Genomic DNA, 18,446 nt, shown 5'->3' with positions numbered 1-18,446 from the left:
TTATATCGTTTATTACTTTAATTTAAGCATTTTTTATAACGTTACGTCATAGTCTTAAGTAAGAATAGAAGGAGGTTTGTATGTTTACGAAAAAAAAGATGGATCATTTTAGTTATTGTTTCTTTGGCTATATTCATACTATTGTACATAATCAGGTCTTTTCAAAGATGATGGTTCAATGAGTGGTTTCGTTACAAATGAAGGTAAGCAAGAATACATAAATTCTTATCATGAGGCAATGAGCTATTTACCACAACCTGTTGAGTCAAAAATGCTCAATACCGATTTTGGTAAAGTGAAGCTATACAAATTTCAAGAAGAGGAAACACCAGACAAAACACCGTTATTGTTACTTCCTGGAAAGGGGTCTGCTACACCAATGTGGGAAGCAAATCTCAATGACTTCTTAAAACACCGTCCGGTTTACACAATTGATTTGATAGGTGAGCCAGGGTTAAGTATAGAAACAAAACGTATCAAAACTAATATGGATCAAGCTATTTGGTTAAAACAAGTGCTAGAACAATTGCCAGAAGAGGAAATCAACTTATTAGGATTGTCATTTGGTGGATGGAGTGCGGCAAATTTAGCAATTAAGCACCCAGAAAAAATTCAAACACTCATATTAGTAGAACCAGTTTATGTTTTTGGTCCTATTCCACTAAAAATGATTCTAGTTTCGATTCCAGCTTCCGTACCAGCAGTGCCAAAATCAATAAGGGAAAGAATGCTTAGATATATCTCTGGTGGTGCTAAAATTGATGAAAGTGAGCCGGCTGCCAAATTGATTGAAACAGGAATGCGAACATTCAAAAGTAAATTGCCAATGCCAGAAAAGGTTAAAACTGAACATTTGAAGAAACTTAAGATGCCAGTGCTCGGAATTTTGGCTGGTCAATCGACTATGCATCATTCCGAAAAGTCGTTTCAAATCGGTTTAGAAAATTTAAGAAATCCATACAGTAATATGGTGTTATTTGAAGACGCCTCTCATGCTATCAATGGGGAGTACCCTGAAAAGTTGTTACAAACGATTGAAGACTTTCTAAAACATATTGAATAAGGGGTATGACCACGGCTATTTAGGTTCCAGGCATCTCATCATAATATAGTCATCGACACAAATGTGAATTGGTGATTATCGTGAGAACTTTGGTAGTTCATTAAGGATTACTAAAAATAATCAAACTATTTTATAAAAATTGTATCTGAAACAAAATGGATTCCTGTTTTTACACTAATATGTGGTTTCAAGAGGGAATTGTGGTCAATCTTGGTTTAAAAACTACACATAGACATTAATATTTTTATAAATGGACTTACTTGGAGAATTATAAATAGGGATAGTCCAATCACTATCCCTAACAATACATATGATTTCGATTAACGAGTTCTTCCGCCTAATTGTTGTTCAGCCATTTGCACTAAACGTTTTGTAATTTCTCCACCAACAGATCCGTTTGCACGAGATGTTGTATCAGCGCCAAGTGTAACACCGAATTCACTAGCGATTTCGTATTTCATTTGTTCTAGAGCTTGCTCTGCACCATTAACTACTAATTGATTATTGTTGTTATTTCTAGCCATGTTGTCAGCTCCTATGAATATAATGTGTTGCTGGTCATAGGTTTTGATATTGTTAAGAGTTATATACATAGATTTCAAAATAAATTAAGGCAATGATTAATTTAAATTAATACCATCTGTGGATTTAGAAGAGAGAGCAGAGGAAAACATTGAAGTCACCGGGTCGCAAGGAAGGGTTTCAGAAGCTCCGAAAGGCAAATAATCTGAGGGAGAGACTTTCTAAGGCAGGTTGCTTAGGCTGCCTTTTTCTTATGCAGCTATCGGGGCAGGTTAGTGGAAGAAGGAATTTTCGGGAAGATAACGAATAATGCATTAAAATGAAACGATAGGTGAATTATTATGAAAACAAATGATTTGCAATATCTTCGCTCAGGGTTAAGAGTCAAATGTGAAAAGGATGTAAATCCATCAGTAAGACGGACGTGCTTAAGCTTTGCGGTTTGGTTACGTACATATATGGAATTTCCTATAAGGGTTGTTGTATATCTAAAAACGGATTATCAACTTAAAACGAGAGATACAAGAGAACTGGCAAGTGCTACTTTTTTTGCACCTTATGATAAAACTGTTGAACCATACATAAGAATTGCAACAGGTGATTATGAAGAATTATTAGATAGTTACTATCGATTTTTGTGATTTGATTTTCTTGTTGAACAAACAGATGCGTTAGCTGGAGATCGGAGCTGTCTATAAGGCAGCTTTTTTGTATGAAAACACAATAGTAAAAAGCCATGCTAAAATAAACCCTCCATATTCTCATTTTTTGATGGGGGTAAATGTACTATGTCGTTATTTAACTGGTTATGCAGTTTGTTGTTCAGATGGAGCGATTGTATAGCCTTTCTTTTTTAGGTATTCGATCATTTTTAATTCTTTGTTATTTTGTTTTTCTTCAAGGTAATTTGAGCCTAGTTCATGATAAGGTTCTCCTGTTTTTAAGATGTTGTAAGTAATCGTTAATAGTAAATGGGCAGAAGCGATTCGTCCCTTCATTTTCCCCTGTCGTTTAGTAATCCTTTTTCGATGTGAAGCAATTCTATTATTTTGCCTTGATGTTGCTAATACACATTCTACGGCCATTGTTTTTAAAGCTTTATTTCCTTGTGTGGTTTTACTCGTTTTTTTTTACCAGCACTTTCGTAATTTCCAGGACTCACACCAGCCCAAGAGGCAAGATGTTTAGCTGACTTAAATACGGACATATCAACACCCATCTCCGCAATAAAAGTGGCTGCGGCAGCTTTGTTCACACCAGGTATACCATCCAATAATTCTACTTCCTTACGATAGGGGGACAGGAGTTGATCGATTTGTTTTTCCAATTCTTCTATGGTTTGTTCTAAATAACCCATATGATCCCAATGGTAACGCAACATATCACGATGATGACGGCGAATACGACCATTAATTGCACTTGCAATGTCAGTTATACTTGCTTTTGTTCGCCAATCCACCATTTTTCGAAGACCATCGGTCTCTATTTTTTCACCATTTAGAATCGCTTCAAGGATACGACGTCCCGATAAACCAAAAATGTCTGATAGAACGGATGTTAGCTTGATATTAGCATCTTGAAGGATTTTGTGAATGCGATTCTGCTCTGATGTGCGATGATGAATCAATTTTTTTCGATAACGAGTAAGATCTCGTAAATCACGAATATCCTCTGGTGGGACAAAATTGTTTTCAATAAGTCCGCATCTTAGAAGCTTGGCAAGCCATTCGGCATCTTTCACATCAGTTTTACGCCCTGGAACATTTTTGACATGTCTGGCATTGGCAAGAACAAGGTGAAAAGAACCTTCGAGTATATTCCATATTGGTTTCCAGTAGACTCCGGTACTTTCCATCACAACATCGGATACCTGCAGGGTAGCGAGCCAATCACTTAAAGCCAAGAGTCCCGTTGTTGTAGTTGAAAAAGTTTCAATAGAGGTCTTTGGCTTTTTATCTAATGGACCAAATAATACACAGGCTACTACTGTTTCTTGGTGTACATCTAGGCCAGCACACCGTTCAATCATTGCTTCCATAGGAGAAATCACCTCAAAAAAAATTAACAATACATATGACAGGAGATTTGTTACAAAAATTTTTGTATACGTACTAGTAGTACACTAAATGGTTCTTCCATACTGTCACAACCAGTTTCTTATACAGGGTATCTTCCTTAAGATCCACCAAAAAAAGTTCAGCCTGGTTGTATTGTTATTTTCCATTATTGTCAAGGGGTTAATGGGTTAGACTCTATTTTGAGTTTAGATTTTCGTAGTAGATGGTGGCGGCGAGGAGCGCCGCCATAGGAGTTTCTTATGCAACTAACGGGGGAGGTTAGTTCATTAAGAATTCACAATTATTTTGGAAATTTTTGTTATAATGAAGTGGATATTTAATACAGTTGTATTAAATAAAGGGGTGTTGACTTGATTGGTTGGTTAATTATTTTCTGTGAGATTGGATTTTGGGTGTTTGTTTTAGCAGGATTATTTGTTAGATATATTTTTAAGAAAAAGAAGCTTGGTACATTGTTGCTTATTTGTACACCAATCGTCGATATCATTTTACTCATTGCTACTGTTTTAGATTTAAAAAATGGAGCTATTGCCACCACCGTACATGGACTTTCTGCCATTTATATAGGGGTAAGTGTAGCGTTTGGGCATCAGATGATTAAATGGGCGGATGCGCATTTCGCTTATAAATATGGAAATGGTGAAAAACCTATAAAAAAGAAAAAATTCGGAAGGGAACATGCTAGACAGGAGCGCTTAGGATGGTTCCGGCATTTTGTTTCTTGGTTAATAGGAGGAGCTCTTTTAGCAGTGATGATCTTTTCGATTAATAATCCTTCTCAGACTCAAGCACTGATTAATACTTTAAGATTATGGACATTGATCTTGGTTATTGATTTTATCATCAGTTTTAGTTATACCTTGTTTCCCAAAAAAGAAAGGTAAAATTTTCTCTGAATCTTGAAAAATGTGAAACGAATATTGTAAGGAGACTTTATGATAAAAGAGTAAAGTCTCTTTTTAAATTGAATTAATGGAGGAGGTGCCAAAAAAGTCACTCCAAAAACGGATGCTCCTTTTCAATTAAAGGGTGCGTTAGCTGAATATTGAGCTGTCTTTAAGGTAGCTCTTTCTTTATGCAACTATCGGGGCAGGATAGTTCACTAAATATGGATAATTTTTCAATTTATATATTGTAGAAGGAAGAAGTGAGGGATGAAATTTGAGGATTTTCAAGATGTTTTCTTTGTGCATTTTAATGATAATATTCTTAAATGCTTGTAGTTTAGAAACTACAAAAACGAAAAGTGAAATTTTGGAAATACCTAATGAAGATGAATATACAACTTTATTAGTGCAAGGTGTTGATGAGGACGGGGTAACTTCCCAGTCAACTTCAAAGGTCATTACAGATATTAATGAAATACAGGCTTTTATAGAAAAAGTGAACAAAATGGAAGTTGTGCAACCTCCTAATAAGGAGTTATTGGAGAAGAGTAAAGAATTAAATAAAAAAGGGAATTACTTTTTTGTTTTATCCGATAAGGAAACCATGGATAACAAAGTATACACTATAAATTTTTTTAGTGATGGAAGGATTATGTTTCAAGAACCGAACGGAAAGAAGCGGGAAACAAATGGAGCAGAACAGAAAATGATGTATTTATCAAAAGAAAAACATACTGATGTTCTTCTTGAAATGAAAGAATTATTAAACATTAAGTTTTAATTAATCCTTAATCAACTAACAGGTGCGTTAGCGCCATAAGAGTGCCGCCAATTGACGGCCTTTTGAATACATTCAGATTCAAAAAAAATATAAACAAAATAAAAAAAGTAAAGCCAAATACTCTAGATTTTCGTCTAATATTTGTAATAAGAGAAAAAGCATATCCAATGTGATTGCGATTTCATTTAAAGTGTAATCATGAAAATATTTTAAAAGAATACCTTTACTGTTTTCTTCAACACTTACTAGTACTTCTTGGGGGGGGATCTGGCTACCCTTTTCCATTTTTTCGAATTTATCAGCCAGTATTACGTTAAGAGCGTTTTGAATGGATGCCTTTACAACGGGTGTTGACAATAATCCAATACTAAGCAATAGAATTGCAGCACTTGCAATAAACCCAATTAACCATTTTGACTTTTTTCTATTGTTATTCATTTCACTATAGGCTTTGTTAATTCCTTTTTGACTCATCAGTTCGAACTCTTTGGGTATTTCAATATTTTCGAGTTCTTGTTTAACTTAACCACACCCACAACGCCACTAAATCTTTGGCTTGATACTTACTCGTTCTTTGAACAAAACCGACCTTTTTGGCCAACTGTTTGAGAACATGAGGAGACAAAGATTGTTGCAATTCTAGTGAAAAGAGGTCCAGTTCATCTGAAACATCTCGGCACATAAAAAACCATCCTTTCTATCATATTACAGAAAGGATAGTGTTTTTTTCGTTTAGGGGCTAATGATTTGCCTTAGCTTGATGGGCATGTGGTAGGGACCCCTAGTTTGGATAGCGTCATGGAGGTACCCAATTAGAAAAAAGTTATAAGAAAGAAGTATTTTTACCATTAATTTAAGAAAACTGAATTCACAACATTCAGTTGTCTTTTATTTTAGTTACTTAGGTCGAAAAGGTTTGTTGACAAGTGTAATTACATATTATTATAATCAATTATATATGATATTGATAATCATTATCAATAATGGATAGGTGGAGATAGTATTGCTCAAAATGTATGAAACGGAATTTTTTGTTAGAGATGGGGAGACAGTGGAATGTTTTACATTCCGCCCAGTTGACTTTGATAAAGACTTGGATATGCTTTATGAATGGATGCACCAAAATCACATCGCACCCTTTTGGAAGCTCAATCTTCCTATGCCTGAGTTCAAAAAATGGTTACATAATTCGATCGAAGCTGAACATAAGGATGTCTACATTGGTACATTCAATGGAACCCCTGTTTGCTATCTGATTGCATACTCGGTCAAAGACGATCCGATTCGGGAGTATTACGATTATCAGAAAGGTGATTTAGGCATGCACTTGCTGATTGGACCGCGTTCATTTTTAAATAAGGAGGATGGACTTTCCATCATCAGAGCGATGATTATTTTCTTATATAATCAGTATGGGACAAAAAGGATCATCGGGGAACCGGATATCCGCAACCGAATTGTCATACCCATTTTAAAAAAATTGGGTGGAAAAGTGGTAGACAGAATCGACTTGCAGCAAAAGAAGGCATCCTTAATCGTTGGAGAAAGACAATCCGTTGAGAAAAAACTGAAAGAAAAGAATATCCAGGTAGAAATGTTGCACACGTTTACAGAACTTGGGAATGAATTGGTCTGATGGCGGTAAAAACAGCGATCAACCCGCAAGTAACCAAATTACTTAATTCCATTAGTAAAAAAATGATCGAACTAAACCATCCACCCTTGGATGTTCTGACACCAAAGCAATCAAGGGAGTTTTATCAAATCGCAAGAAGTTATTTCACACCGATTCCTGTCAATGGTGTAACGATTGAAAATACTTCCATCACTTCTGCGATGAGGCAAGAAGTACCAGTACGAATCTACACTCCTTTTGGTGAAGGCCCTTTCCCGGTTCTCGTATACTTTCATGGAGGGGGCTGGGTATTCGGGGATTTAGATAGTTCGGATAATGTATGTCGTTACTTTTCAAGTAAGGCTGGTATCGTCGTCGTTTCGGTTGGTTATTGCTTGGCTCCTGAACATAAGTATCCAGCTGCATTTCTTGATGCAGTCGAGTCCGTGAAATGGACGTTTCAAAATGTGGAAAAATTGAATGGGGACTCGACGCGAATTGCGGTAGGTGGTGAAAGCTCTGGTGGAAACCTTGCAGCCGCAGCAGCAATTTTTTTCAAAGGTGATGAAGAATTTAAACTGTCCCATCAATTCCTGATTACCCCGGTAATGGATTACAGCTTTGACACGTTATCTTACAAAGCGAATTACAAGTTTAATCTGACGACTGAGAAGATGAAATGGTTTTGGGCTCACTATTTGAACGATTCTTCTGAAGGCTCAGAAATATTCGTTTCACCTCTTAAGGTTCCATGTGCGAAACACTTACCAAGGACTTTACTTGTTACAGCTGAATTGGATCCTCTTAGAGATGAGGGTTTAGCTTTCGGCAAGAGACTGAAAGAAGCTGGCGTGAACTTAGAACTATTGCATTATGAGGATTTGGTCCATAGTTTCATCAATATGATCGGGACTGTAGATGGAGCAAAACAAGCACTAGAAGAAATGACAATAAAACTTCGGGAATTGTTGCATAATTGATATGTACACCAACCAAAACAATTAGGTTCCTTCTTAATAATCCTACTGTTGTTATTAAAGAGATTCAATTCAGTCGATAAACGAATGATAGATAAAGAAGGACCAAATAGAATCTAAAAAGAAGAAAGTGCTTGTTAAATAAAAAAAAGGATAGTTTTCTTGTTGAACGAACAGGGCGTTAGTTGAATATGTAGTATAAAGGGATCTTCAATCGAAGATTCTTTTTTCCTTTAGTATTAGGTCGATTATGTTAACTAAAACGAATTATGTTTTTAATTTTTAAAAAAACTCTTTCAATGTATTTTGTATTGTCGCGCTTTCTAATGGGCTAAGGAATTTCATTCTGTTTGGTCCCTTTCCTTTTTCGAAAGGCACTTATTCCTAACAATAATAGAGGAAGAAATAGCCTATAGGTTAAAGCATGTAATTATCGGTAATGTTTGGGGGTTTAATGAACTAATGGGTGCGTTAGTTCACTAAAAGAAAAAAGGAGAGTACATATTATACATGGCTAATATGTGCTCTCCTTTATTTATTAAGGTTTTTATAATTTGGGTCTTGATAATTGAAGTTCAGTTATAAAATCTCTATCCTCGAAGGGTTGCTCTGTTTTGTGCAATAGCATTGGAGAAATAAACAAATTTACCATCACAAAAAGTTGTCACACTAAAAATCAATATTCTCTTAGGCAGATAATGTAAAATCCAAGGGGCGGTGTTATTGATTCGAAGCACAAAGGACCAGGTAACAATGGTGGTACCCCATAATAGTAATATAGCTTATTTCATTTAACTACTTACAATTGTATTCTCTTCTTTGCATGCTTTAATGACTTCTAACCAATAATCCGGTTTTTGACCTTTAAACTTCTCTTTCAAATTGAATGTAGCTAATCTTTCTAATTTGTTTTTTGCTGCCTTAGACATGACTGAATTAAGATTAGAAGCTTCTAACATTTGGATAGAACCATCTAGTTCAATTGATCTTCTTAATGCATGAATAGACGTTCCCGTTACTAATCGATTCATGGTTTCTTTAAAGCTCTTGCTATCCATAGTTTCACTTATCGAATCTAAAACCAATTCTTCTATATTAAATTCATGGGCGGCCTCTAACAACTCTAAATAAAGGGCGGCTACTCCCTTCATATAAATACTACGGACTAGTTTTATAGCAGAAGCGTCGCCAGGATTCTCACTCACCTTAGTTATATCCATGCCGTATGGAGTCATTAATGCGATAAGCCGATCCACTCCGTTGCCACTTGCTGAAATAGGAACTTTATGTTTATAAACTGGTAAGGGCCCTAACATTGCTGCGTCGACAAAAAATGCATTCTTTTCTTGAATGTTTTTGTTAATATTTTGTTTTACTACAGGAGTCGAAGCCGATACATCAACGTAAATACAATCTTTCTTCAGATGGAGTTTTAACACTTCGCTAACCTCATAAGCTTTATCTGCTGGCACTGCTACCATGACTACATCAACTTCATTTAATACGCCCTCGGGATTAGAACGAAGCTCCACTTGCGCTTGTATAGCCCGTTCTTTTATTTGTGGACCGAAAGTAGGATGGTCTAACATGACATCATGAGCCAGGATCTTTTCTAAACCTTCTTGTTTTAATCCGACGGATAATTCAAAGGCTGCTTCTCCAAATCCAATAAAACCTAATTTCATTCTAAAGTTCTCCCTTCTTTTTATAGTCCATACGCTTTTATTTGTTCTCTCAACCAAGGAGGTTCAATGCTTCCTTCTGGTTTGCCTTGCTTGCGGGTTGTTTCATAAGCTGTAATGGTTTCTATGCGCGTTTTCTCATAATCTAGTTTTTTCTCTGCCTTAGAAAGAGCCACTTCAATCTTGTCTCTTGGAACCACAATAACACCATCATCATCACCAATGATCAAATCCCCTGGAATTACGGATACCCCTCCACAAGAAATAGGTTTATGAAGCTCACCAGGACCATCTTTAAGAGGACCGTTTGGAATAAATCCTTTTGCAAAAATAGGAAATTTTAATTCGCTAAGTGTTTCTTTATCACGAACTAATCCATCAATGATGACTCCTTCAAGTCCAATGGCTTTCGCAGCTCCTGCCATCAATTCTCCAAGGTAGGCGTTTGAAGTATGTCCTTTTCCATCCGCAACTAATACATAACCTTCTTTCCCATCATAGATAGCTTGATGAAGGAACAAATTATCTCCAGGTCTTAAGCTTACAGTTAGAGCAGTACCAACTACTTTCATACCTGGTGCTACAGGCTTTATTTTATAATCCATAGAACCTGTACATCCCATCGCATCTGATATAAGTGTAGTGTTAAGACGTTTTGCTCTTTCGATAATTTCTTCCGACAATAACGGTGCTAAGTTACTCAATGACATACACTCCTTTTACTTTTTTATGTTTCCATTAACTAAACAATTAGCTACTAAATGTAACTTGTTATCTTTGATGTACAATCAACTAAGATAACGCTTTCAAAAATTACATAATTTTTAGTGTATTTCCTGTCTCTTCAACACTTTGTCACGTTATTTTTCTAAGTTTATTGACAAAAAAAGATTTGTAGGTCATTGGAAAATCCACTATTTTTCTTAACTTTAGTTTTAAAGTAATAAATATTACTAAAACTTGTTTGGGGGTAATATTTATTACCAATAACTTAAATGTATACTAACAGCGTTATTTATTAAAGTAAACCCTTTTTTTAATGACATTGAAAAGAAACTGAATTTTAAGAAGAAAAAGGGCTTAAGAACAAAGAAAGCGAATTAGATTGTTAACTTGAAAGGTTCAATCACCTTTATTAGCTCATTTATTCCGAAGTGCTAATAGAAATTAATTTTATTTACTACTTATGAAGTAATCATGCATACGTTTATGCATACGTTCTAGAAGTTTCAGGTAAGGAAATTATTAATACTCTTATTAAGGGACTCTTTTTTACATTAATAAATAAAAATGATAAAATTCAATTGAATATCGTAATAAATACTTTATTAGAATAAAAAAATATAAAATTTACACTATAATATGTTCAATTGGAGCGAATCTTATGGAAAACCCAATATTAAAACTAAAAAACAAGATATCAGAATTAACAGAAACACAACAAAGAGTTGCGGACTATATTATTAAAAATCCTGTGGATGTCGCTTTTTTAACCGTAGATCAGTTGGCTGGAATTGTAGGAACTAGTACTACCACCATTATGAGATTGACTTTTAGTCTGAATTATTCGGGATATACTGAATTTCAAAAAGGACTTCAGGAACTTTTACGTAATAGAGCAGCTCCTCAAATTAGATTAGAGGCAAATTTAAAAGATTTAAATGAAAGTGATTTGTGGATTCGCTCTGCAGAAAGTCAACTCAATAATATTCAATCTACAGTAGAGATGATTTCCACGGAGAGTTTAAATAAAACGGTGGAAATGATTGTGTCTGCAGATCGAATATTTTGTACCAGTGTGAGAAGTGGATTACCAGTGGCACAACATTTAACTTTTGGACTTAATCGTCTACTTGGAAACTGTGAATTGATTGTTGCTGATTTAAGCGATTGGGTTGATAAAGGAATTAATTTTACTTCGAAGGATTTAGTCATCGCAACCTCTTTTCCAAGATACGCTAGAAGAATTGTTGAATTCGCGATGGCAGCTAAAGACAATAAGGCACAAATTATTTCTATTACTGATAGTTATTCTTCTCCTCTAGTTAAGTATTCAGATTTAGTCTTGCCATGTAATTCTAGTAGTATCGCTTTTCATAATTCACCAATAGCATCTATGCTTGTAGCAGATTATCTTGTAAGCGCCATAGCCATCAATTATCCTGAAAAAACCAAAAATCGTCTTGATGAAATTAATTCAATTCTTACCAAAATGAATTATCACTATAGTGATTAAATTTAAAAGGTGATAGGAGCAAGGATTCAATTGAATCCTTGTTCCTATCACCTTTTTATTTCTTCTTAACCAGATATCCTACTCACCATCATCTACTCTCTGCTTGATAAAAAAAGGTTTACTTTTAATAAGCATCCATGATAGTATGCTTTTAATAGTTAAAAATATTACAACATAAACTATAAATGTAAAAAATATTACTACAAAAAGAACATTAATTCTTAGGGATATAGTTTGTTTTCTCCAATTTCTGGTTTTGTTAAAAATATTCACCAGTATATGTCTGAATATTTCAGTAAAAGTAATTATTATAATATGCTGAATGACTATTGGAATCTAAGTATCACCGAATATTGCTTTATTTTTAAAATTAAAGGTTTTTGAAAACGTTATCTTTTTGAGTTTTTTTGTTTAAAGGTAATAAATGATCTTTATGTTACTTTAACTATTAGAAAAATTTCTTACATGTAATGAGCACTCTTTAATTAAAGTGGTGATTCATAAAAAAATTTAAAATGAAAAAGAGGTGTAATTAAGTGAATAATTTAAAACTGTAAAAATCAGATGAGACTATTAAAAGAGCAAGATACCAGCGTATTGGTAATATTATCTTAACGGATCTAATGATCAATTGGATGTATAATTACTAGTACTTCAAGATATGGTTCATAGCAACAATTATAGGGGAATTCAATAATGTCAATTTTGTAAACCCTTACAATGAAATGATGTTAATAGTCCATTAAGCAGTGCTAACTTATACTATAGAAAATTTTCATATATGATTCGAAATAACGTATTCAACATGTATTCTAAAAATTCAGGGAAGATAAAGAGGGGGCATACTATGTTAACATTTCTGGGATTTGCCATGATTGTGGTATTTATGTATTTAATCATGAGTAAGCGCTTATCAGCGTTCAGTGCACTTACGGTTGTTCCAATCGTTTTTGCGCTAATTGCAGGATTTACGGATTTAGGACCGATGATGTTAAAAGGTCTCGAGACTATAGCTCCTACTGCTATTATGATTATTTTTGCCATTCTTTATTTTGGTGTATTAATTGATACAGGATTATTTGATCCACTAGTATCAAGAATTTTAAAAATGGTAGGCGGTGACCCATTAAAAATTGTACTGGGCACTGCAATTTTATCATTGGTAGTTGCTTTAGATGGTGATGGTACTATTACCTACCTTATTGTAGTAACAGCTTTTCTTCCTTTATATAATAAACTGGGTATGAATAAACTCATTTTGGCCTGCATTCCTGCATTAGCGATGGGGGTTATGAACTTGTTACCGTGGGGGGGACCAGCTGCCCAAGCTACGGCGGCGGTAAAAGTGGATATAATAGACTTGCTTTTGCCAATCATTCCTTCTATGATTGCGGGTGTGTTATGGATTTTAGGAGTGGCTTACTTCTTGGGTCGACGTGAGCGTAAGAGATTAGGAGTTATCGATATTGAAGCTTTTAACGAAGAAGAAATTGCTGCTGCAGTTGAGGTAGGAATGGACTCATCAATAAAACGACCTAAATTATTTTGGTTTAACCTAGGCCTTACGATTTTAGTATTGGCAGCTTTACTTACGGGCTTCCTACCGTTGCCTGCGTTATTCATGCTCGGCTTTGCCATCGTTATGATTGTAAATTATCCAAACTTGCAGGACCAGAAGGATCGCTTACACGCACATGCAGGTAATATATTAACTGTTGTCTCCATGATATTTGCAGCAGGTGTATTTACTGGGATTATAGATGGTACTGGCATGGTTAGCGCGATGGCAGATACCCTAATAGCAGTTATTCCAGACTCTCTCGGACCAAAATTAACAGTCATTGTTGCACTTATAAGCATGCCATTTACATTTTTCATGGCGAATGCTCCCTTTTATTTCGGGATTATTCCGATTATGGCAGAAACAGCTGCCAACTTCGGTATCCATCCGATGGAAGTTGGACAAGCTTCTTTATTAGGACAACCCTTGCACTTGTTAAGTCCACTCCAAGGTTCTATCTATATATTAATGGGGCTTCTTGGTATAGAAATAGGTGATCATATTCGCTTTACAGCCAAGTATGCGGTAGGTACAGCATTAGTTATGATAATTGTTGGTGTATTGTTCGGAGTACTATCCATTTAATTATATAAACATAATAAATTCCAGAGAGCTAGTATTTCAAAATAGCTCTCTCTTTTATTGGTCTAGAATTACTTATTATTGTAACTATTTTATTTCACGCTTATTTATAAAGTACTAAAAAGTTGATTTTACTTTTTAATAAACTTCTAATGCACCAGGATTAAGCAGCGTACAAAAGCTTTAAAAAAAAGAAGTCCAGGAAGCTTAGTTAGCCTTGGTATAGCAATGGGTAATGGAGATGAATAATTATTTTTTTTGCTGATCTTTACTAAAAAAAACAGTGAATACGGTATAGCTTTTGCATAGAAAAAGTATAGGGTTAATTTAACTGAAAATGTATGTGAAATTTTGTACTTAAACTAATGGGTGCGTTAGTTGATTAAGGAACACAAATATGATCAATCTCTTTTTAATAGTATAAGGGCATTTTTCAAAACATGCCCTTTCTATTTATTCATTTATCAAGGTTGTTTGTATTAATTTGATCAAACTTTGTGGTGATCCCATGATCCGTTCTTTTTTTTATTTTTACTCTGTATAAATTAATCGCTCCTAAAGCTACAGATATTCCGGCCAAATATAGGGCATGTTGATAACTGTTCAATAGATTAACGACTAAACCGAATAAAGAGGGTGCTATGACAATGAATAATTGATTTAATGTCAATGCTGAACTCACCGTTAAACCTATAAAACGTGAATCCGATTGCTCTGTGATACAAGCAATAAAAATGGAATACCAACCAATGGCTACAAAACCCAAAAGAAAACAAAATAATAGCATCAAGATTTTCATATCAACAGTCATGATGAGTGGCAGCATAACTGTAAGAATTACGGTAACAGCCATCACAATAAGCAATAATCTTTCCCTTTTACCTTCAAAGAATTGATCACTCGCCCATGCGATGACTACCCGTCCAACCATACCACCTATTAAAACGACGCTTAAATATTTTCCTGCCTCTGTTAATGCATAGCCCCCTTCGTTATGCAAATAACTCATAAAATGCCCAATGATAATCATCTGTAATGACATCATCACAACACCTACTATATACATCGGATATAACTCTTTATTATTCTTGATGACACTCATTTTCTCCTTGAACCCGACCGAGGTTGATCCCGTTTTACCCGTTCTTTCTGGTTCGTTATATAATATTAGGAAGAGCAGCCCTCCCATTATTGCTACGATCCCTTGTACTATATGTACTGATGACAAATTGAAATGATAATATGTATAGGATAAAACTACAGAGGCTAGAGATCCTCCAAGCGGTATTCCCGTCTGTCTTATCCCTAGAGCCAGACCTCTATGTTCGTTTGGAAACCATTTTACGATGGCTGTGCTTCCACCGGTTTGAGCACTTCCGTACCATATACCGACCAACAATAATAAAAGCAGCAATACAATATAATCATTAACAAAAACTAGCGTTAAAGCTGAGAGGCCCAATAAAATGTTCCCCCACCCGATAATGTGTTTTTCCCCTTTTATATCCATCAAGTAACCGAACGCCAGCATTGAAAACATCGGACCAATATTGACCGCTGAAACAATGAAGCCTGTTTGAAGTGGTGTTAAATTCCATTCAATTTGATAAAATGCAGCGATGGGTCCCATGCCATATGTCACAAAGGTTGCTGCAGTTTGGGATAATGTGGCCACCAATACGATTAACCATTTATAATATGTATGCATTAAGAAATTCTCCCCCTATGCTTGATGTATCGTTCAATAATAATTCGGTGGGATAAATTCTTATTTTTAGCTTCTAGCATTATCTAGTCTCCCTTACTTATTAACTAACTAGAGTTTACTCTGACTGCCCAGAAGCGTAAAATGGAGGAAAATGATAGGGTTCATAAATTTTTTTTATAGGGTGTGCCAACTATATGAACATCAAAGAAATAGCATTGAAAATTGAAATATTAAACCGTCAAAATTTAAGTAAGTCTGCAGAAATCACGAACTATACTCAATCCGCCCTTACGGCTAAAGTGAAAAAAATAGAGTCGGAAATTGGAAAACTTGTTTTTAAACGCACGCCCCAAGGATTGAAAATCACTAGCGTAGGAATACAGTATAAAAACTATCTTCAACTTATTTCACAAGAGTACGAAGAATTTTTACAAAACATTGGTGCCATTCAAACTAACTCTAAAGTGGATTTTGGCACATCACATACAACCTTGAAAATCTATGGTGCCCATATCGCGAATACTTTGAATATGAAGAACGACATTCAAATGGATGTGGATTTCGCCGTAGATTCCAGTAATGCCATAAACCAAAAAGTGCACAATTCTGAATTAGATTGTGCACTCATTAGTGAACCTATTAAGAAATATCCCGACTTAACTTATGACATCGTTGCATCCGAAACATTCGAGATCATTTCAAGTAAGGACCATATCATCAATTTTGATTGGAAAACACCTATTACATTGCTCGTATTGAGTAAAGGTTGTATGTATACAAGAGCTGTGACCGAATGGCTTATGAATAATCAAATACCATATAAATTAAAGGAAATAAAATCAATCAGCAGTATCCAAGATTTTTTGCAAATCAGCAATACCATTGCAGTATTGAATACTAAGCTTATAGATTTATATAACTATACAAACATTCACTTTTACAAATTAAGCTTTAACAATGTCATTAATACCGTTTTCGTTTATAAGATGAACGACCGCGAACAGAACAATATCGTACAATTTAAAAATGTTCTGAAGACGATTGGATAATTACAAAAAAGAGGTTTTATCTTTAGAGTTGCTTTTTGGCAGCTCTTTTTCTTATGGAACTATCGGGGCTTTTAATTTGATATCGTTAATTCACCATTAAGGAATGTGATTTCCTGTGAGAGCAATAAATAAAATTAACTTAGTTACAAAGCTATTAATTTTTTTAATTTTTGTCTCTTTTAATACATATATTTGTTTTTATGCAAAAGACAAAACAGAAGGTATAGTTACTGCGTGTATAGGTATCTTTCTAGTGATTTTGGTTGCAACTATGGGATTTCTTCAAGATAGAAGCAACCATATGTATAAAAGATAAAGAGGATGAAAAAGATGAAAAAGGAAAGGCAAAAAAGAAGGTTTTTCAAAGGGATAATGATTGAATTTCGTGATTCAATCTTATATGAATTCGTTTTTAACCTCTTAACTATTATTCCAAGAATGATAGTTCGTTTAGTAAAAAGTTTATTTTAACTAATTGTGTCGGAAGTAAGTCTTAATGAACTAACGGGGCGTTAGCTGAAGATCAGACTTGTCTTTAAGGCAGCTCTTTCTTTAACTAAAGGGGCAGGTTAGTGGAATAAAAAATTTTCAAACGAAACCAAAACGAAAACCTTTAAATGGTAAAATTGAAAAAAATTCATTTTTATCATTAAGGAGGATATAATTTGAAGAAAATTTTTACTGTATTATTTTTAATGATGGTTTTAACAGCTTGTGGATCTAACAGCACTAACAAGGATTTTAATTCGGATACCACTAATTTGGAAACCACTAAAAAAGATACTAATTCGGAGGAAATGACTGAGCATAATTATCAATTTACAGGAGAAAGCGAACTGAATTATGGGGAGAGAAAAACGAATAAACCACTCATTCTAGCAAAGATAGCTATGAACTTGTATTAAAATATAAGGGGGCTTTGAAAGAGTTATCTTCCATGAAAAACCTGGAATATACTTATGAAACAACCACTTCAAGCGGAACTAAAACTGAGGCATACAAAGAACCACCTAGTGAAAAAGTATTTACAATTAGAGGTGGATCAGAAAATGGAGCAATAATAGGTGAAGGCGAAGTTATAAAAGTAAATGTAAAATGGGTTGGTTCTGAAGAGTCATTTCAATTGCATAATAAGGCTAAGTGATTTTGTTGAACTAACGGGTGCATTTCCAGGAGCTGTTCAGCAGCTCCTTTTCTTATTCAACAAACGAGTTGTTTGATTGAGTGCCGGCTCATGTTATAATGAATAACTTACGAAAATTACTATTTTGAACGGATGCCTAGAAAAGCCTCCGATAGCGATTAAATATGGAGGTGTAAGAGAATGAATAAACAATGGACGATTGGTCAAATTAAAGAATTTGTTGAGAAGAATTCGGAAAGTAAGTTGCTGACGACGGAATATCACGGTTTTTCTCAAAAGTTACTATTTAAATGTACATGTGGAAGCAACTTTGAAAAAACATTTAAGAAATTTAAAAATAATAACCAACGTAAATGTGATGTGTGCCAACCGCCTAAAGCGACTCGATAACGTATACAAAGAAACGAAGTGCTGATTTCTATACTACCTTATCAGGAGCAAAAGATCAGGGTTAAAGGTGAAGCCACCCATTTGATCCAACAGACAAAAAGGTTGCTGAGGCAGCCTTTTTTTTATGGCACTAACAAGGCAGGTTGGCTGAAAAGGGACGAATTACCAGTA

General features: G+C 34.7%; 19 protein-coding genes and 1 pseudogene. 12 read left to right on the top strand and 8 right to left on the bottom strand.

Features of this window, described 5'->3' with window-relative positions:
- Positions 1-178: 178 nt before the first annotated feature.
- Positions 179-1,063: an alpha/beta fold hydrolase gene (locus tag MKX49_RS21100; protein WP_336866846.1), complete on the top strand. Its 885-nt coding sequence runs from the start codon at positions 179-181 to the stop codon at positions 1,061-1,063.
- Between the two features lie 320 nt (positions 1,064-1,383).
- Here MKX49_RS21100 and MKX49_RS21095 read toward each other — a convergent pair whose 3' ends face one another.
- On the bottom strand, positions 1,384-1,587 hold the full coding sequence (locus MKX49_RS21095) for an alpha/beta-type small acid-soluble spore protein (RefSeq protein WP_034315006.1): 204 nt from the start codon (positions 1,585-1,587) through the stop codon (positions 1,384-1,386).
- A gap of 339 nt (positions 1,588-1,926) precedes the next feature.
- Between MKX49_RS21095 and MKX49_RS21090 the strand changes: the two genes are divergently transcribed.
- Positions 1,927-2,226: a hypothetical protein gene (locus MKX49_RS21090; RefSeq protein WP_336866847.1), complete on the top strand. Its 300-nt coding sequence runs from the start codon at positions 1,927-1,929 to the stop codon at positions 2,224-2,226.
- 165 nt (positions 2,227-2,391) lie between these two features.
- On the opposite strand, the gene MKX49_RS21085 is transcribed toward MKX49_RS21090, so the two are convergent.
- Both MKX49_RS21085 and MKX49_RS21080 read right to left on the bottom strand, forming a co-directional pair.
- Complete coding sequence (locus tag MKX49_RS21085; protein ID WP_101226107.1) at positions 2,392-2,583, bottom strand: hypothetical protein; 192 nt, start codon at positions 2,581-2,583, stop codon at positions 2,392-2,394.
- Between the two features lie 92 nt (positions 2,584-2,675).
- Positions 2,676-3,623, bottom strand: a complete 948-nt coding sequence (locus tag MKX49_RS21080) for an IS110 family transposase (protein WP_231892157.1) — start codon at positions 3,621-3,623, stop codon at positions 2,676-2,678.
- A gap of 390 nt (positions 3,624-4,013) precedes the next feature.
- On the opposite strand from MKX49_RS21080, the gene MKX49_RS21075 reads away from it, so the two are divergent.
- Positions 4,014-4,547: a hypothetical protein gene (locus MKX49_RS21075; protein ID WP_340877654.1), complete on the top strand. Its 534-nt coding sequence runs from the start codon at positions 4,014-4,016 to the stop codon at positions 4,545-4,547.
- A 292-nt stretch (positions 4,548-4,839) separates the two neighbouring features.
- On the top strand, positions 4,840-5,331 hold the full coding sequence (locus MKX49_RS21070) for a hypothetical protein (protein WP_340877653.1): 492 nt from the start codon (positions 4,840-4,842) through the stop codon (positions 5,329-5,331).
- A gap of 78 nt (positions 5,332-5,409) precedes the next feature.
- Here the strand turns inward: MKX49_RS21070 and MKX49_RS21065 are convergent, their stop codons facing one another.
- Positions 5,410-5,805, bottom strand: a complete 396-nt coding sequence (locus MKX49_RS21065; protein WP_336866849.1) for a hypothetical protein — start codon at positions 5,803-5,805, stop codon at positions 5,410-5,412.
- Positions 5,806-5,851: 46 nt separating this feature from the next.
- Positions 5,852-6,013: pseudogene (locus MKX49_RS21060) on the bottom strand (IS4 family transposase); the annotation flags it as partial.
- Between the two features lie 330 nt (positions 6,014-6,343).
- Here MKX49_RS21060 and MKX49_RS21055 point away from each other — a divergent pair.
- Entirely contained in the window at positions 6,344-6,967 is a 624-nt protein-coding gene (locus tag MKX49_RS21055) for a GNAT family N-acetyltransferase (protein ID WP_340878589.1), read from the top strand.
- Positions 6,967-7,926 (top strand): alpha/beta hydrolase, encoded by a 960-nt coding sequence (locus tag MKX49_RS21050; protein ID WP_340877652.1) that lies wholly within the window; start codon positions 6,967-6,969, stop codon positions 7,924-7,926. The genes MKX49_RS21055 and MKX49_RS21050 overlap by 1 nt, the downstream gene beginning before the upstream one ends.
- 788 nt (positions 7,927-8,714) lie before the next feature.
- Here the strand turns inward: MKX49_RS21050 and MKX49_RS21045 are convergent.
- A complete protein-coding gene (locus tag MKX49_RS21045) occupies positions 8,715-9,608 on the bottom strand; it encodes a prephenate dehydrogenase/arogenate dehydrogenase family protein (RefSeq protein WP_283901949.1) in 894 nt (297 codons plus the stop codon).
- A gap of 20 nt (positions 9,609-9,628) precedes the next feature.
- Positions 9,629-10,309: an RraA family protein gene (locus MKX49_RS21040; RefSeq protein ID WP_081395730.1), complete on the bottom strand. Its 681-nt coding sequence runs from the start codon at positions 10,307-10,309 to the stop codon at positions 9,629-9,631.
- Positions 10,310-10,989: 680 nt separating this feature from the next.
- Between MKX49_RS21040 and MKX49_RS21035 the strand changes: the two genes are divergently transcribed.
- Positions 10,990-11,841: a MurR/RpiR family transcriptional regulator gene (locus tag MKX49_RS21035; protein ID WP_251542115.1), complete on the top strand. Its 852-nt coding sequence runs from the start codon at positions 10,990-10,992 to the stop codon at positions 11,839-11,841.
- An 847-nt stretch (positions 11,842-12,688) separates the two neighbouring features.
- Positions 12,689-13,987, top strand: a complete 1,299-nt coding sequence (locus MKX49_RS21030; RefSeq protein ID WP_340877650.1) for a CitMHS family transporter — start codon at positions 12,689-12,691, stop codon at positions 13,985-13,987.
- Between the two features lie 454 nt (positions 13,988-14,441).
- On the opposite strand, the gene MKX49_RS21025 is transcribed toward MKX49_RS21030, so the two are convergent.
- Complete coding sequence (locus MKX49_RS21025; RefSeq protein ID WP_340877649.1) at positions 14,442-15,692, bottom strand: MFS transporter; 1,251 nt, start codon at positions 15,690-15,692, stop codon at positions 14,442-14,444.
- A gap of 194 nt (positions 15,693-15,886) precedes the next feature.
- Here MKX49_RS21025 and MKX49_RS21020 point away from each other — a divergent pair, with 194 nt between their 5' ends.
- The 4 genes from MKX49_RS21020 (at position 15,887) to MKX49_RS21005 (ending at position 18,275) form a co-directional block, all read left to right on the top strand.
- A complete protein-coding gene (locus MKX49_RS21020) occupies positions 15,887-16,741 on the top strand; it encodes a LysR family transcriptional regulator (protein ID WP_340877648.1) in 855 nt (284 codons plus the stop codon).
- Between the two features lie 665 nt (positions 16,742-17,406).
- Positions 17,407-17,646 carry a hypothetical protein gene (locus tag MKX49_RS21015; protein ID WP_340877647.1) on the top strand — a complete coding sequence of 80 codons (240 nt, stop codon included), beginning with the start codon at positions 17,407-17,409 and terminating at the stop codon, positions 17,644-17,646.
- Positions 17,647-17,660: 14 nt separating this feature from the next.
- Positions 17,661-17,885 carry a hypothetical protein gene (locus MKX49_RS21010; RefSeq protein WP_340877646.1) on the top strand — a complete coding sequence of 75 codons (225 nt, stop codon included), beginning with the start codon at positions 17,661-17,663 and terminating at the stop codon, positions 17,883-17,885.
- Positions 17,886-18,065: 180 nt separating this feature from the next.
- A complete protein-coding gene (locus MKX49_RS21005; protein ID WP_034304456.1) occupies positions 18,066-18,275 on the top strand; it encodes a hypothetical protein in 210 nt (69 codons plus the stop codon).
- The last annotated feature ends 171 nt before the right edge of the window (positions 18,276-18,446 follow it).

It is taken from the genome of Peribacillus sp. FSL M8-0224 (assembly GCF_038003055.1).
GTDB classification, from domain to species: domain Bacteria; phylum Bacillota; class Bacilli; order Bacillales; family DSM-1321; genus Peribacillus; species Peribacillus frigoritolerans.
This window is presented reverse-complemented; position numbering and strand designations above follow the sequence as displayed.

Bases quoted from the DNA above. Each gene is read 5' to 3' on its own strand.
- MKX49_RS21065 (WP_336866849.1), bottom strand. From the start codon at position 5,805: ATGAGTCAAAAAGGAATTAACAAAGCCTATAGTGAAATGAATAACAAT.
- MKX49_RS21005 (WP_034304456.1), top strand. From the start codon at position 18,066: ATGAATAAACAATGGACGATTGGTCAAATTAAAGAATTTGTTGAGAAG.
- MKX49_RS21095 (WP_034315006.1), bottom strand. From the start codon at position 1,587: ATGGCTAGAAATAACAACAATAATCAATTAGTAGTTAATGGTGCAGAG.
- MKX49_RS21045 (WP_283901949.1), bottom strand. From the start codon at position 9,608: ATGAAATTAGGTTTTATTGGATTTGGAGAAGCAGCCTTTGAATTATCC.
- MKX49_RS21085 (WP_101226107.1), bottom strand. From the start codon at position 2,583: ATGAAGGGACGAATCGCTTCTGCCCATTTACTATTAACGATTACTTAC.
- MKX49_RS21070 (WP_340877653.1), top strand. From the start codon at position 4,840: ATGTTTTCTTTGTGCATTTTAATGATAATATTCTTAAATGCTTGTAGT.
- MKX49_RS21090 (WP_336866847.1), top strand. From the start codon at position 1,927: ATGAAAACAAATGATTTGCAATATCTTCGCTCAGGGTTAAGAGTCAAA.
- MKX49_RS21020 (WP_340877648.1), top strand. From the start codon at position 15,887: ATGAACATCAAAGAAATAGCATTGAAAATTGAAATATTAAACCGTCAA.
- MKX49_RS21050 (WP_340877652.1), top strand. From the start codon at position 6,967: ATGGCGGTAAAAACAGCGATCAACCCGCAAGTAACCAAATTACTTAAT.
- MKX49_RS21055 (WP_340878589.1), top strand. From the start codon at position 6,344: ATGTATGAAACGGAATTTTTTGTTAGAGATGGGGAGACAGTGGAATGT.
- MKX49_RS21035 (WP_251542115.1), top strand. From the start codon at position 10,990: ATGGAAAACCCAATATTAAAACTAAAAAACAAGATATCAGAATTAACA.
- MKX49_RS21080 (WP_231892157.1), bottom strand. From the start codon at position 3,623: ATGGAAGCAATGATTGAACGGTGTGCTGGCCTAGATGTACACCAAGAA.
- MKX49_RS21025 (WP_340877649.1), bottom strand. From the start codon at position 15,692: ATGCATACATATTATAAATGGTTAATCGTATTGGTGGCCACATTATCC.
- MKX49_RS21030 (WP_340877650.1), top strand. From the start codon at position 12,689: ATGTTAACATTTCTGGGATTTGCCATGATTGTGGTATTTATGTATTTA.
- MKX49_RS21100 (WP_336866846.1), top strand. From the start codon at position 179: ATGAGTGGTTTCGTTACAAATGAAGGTAAGCAAGAATACATAAATTCT.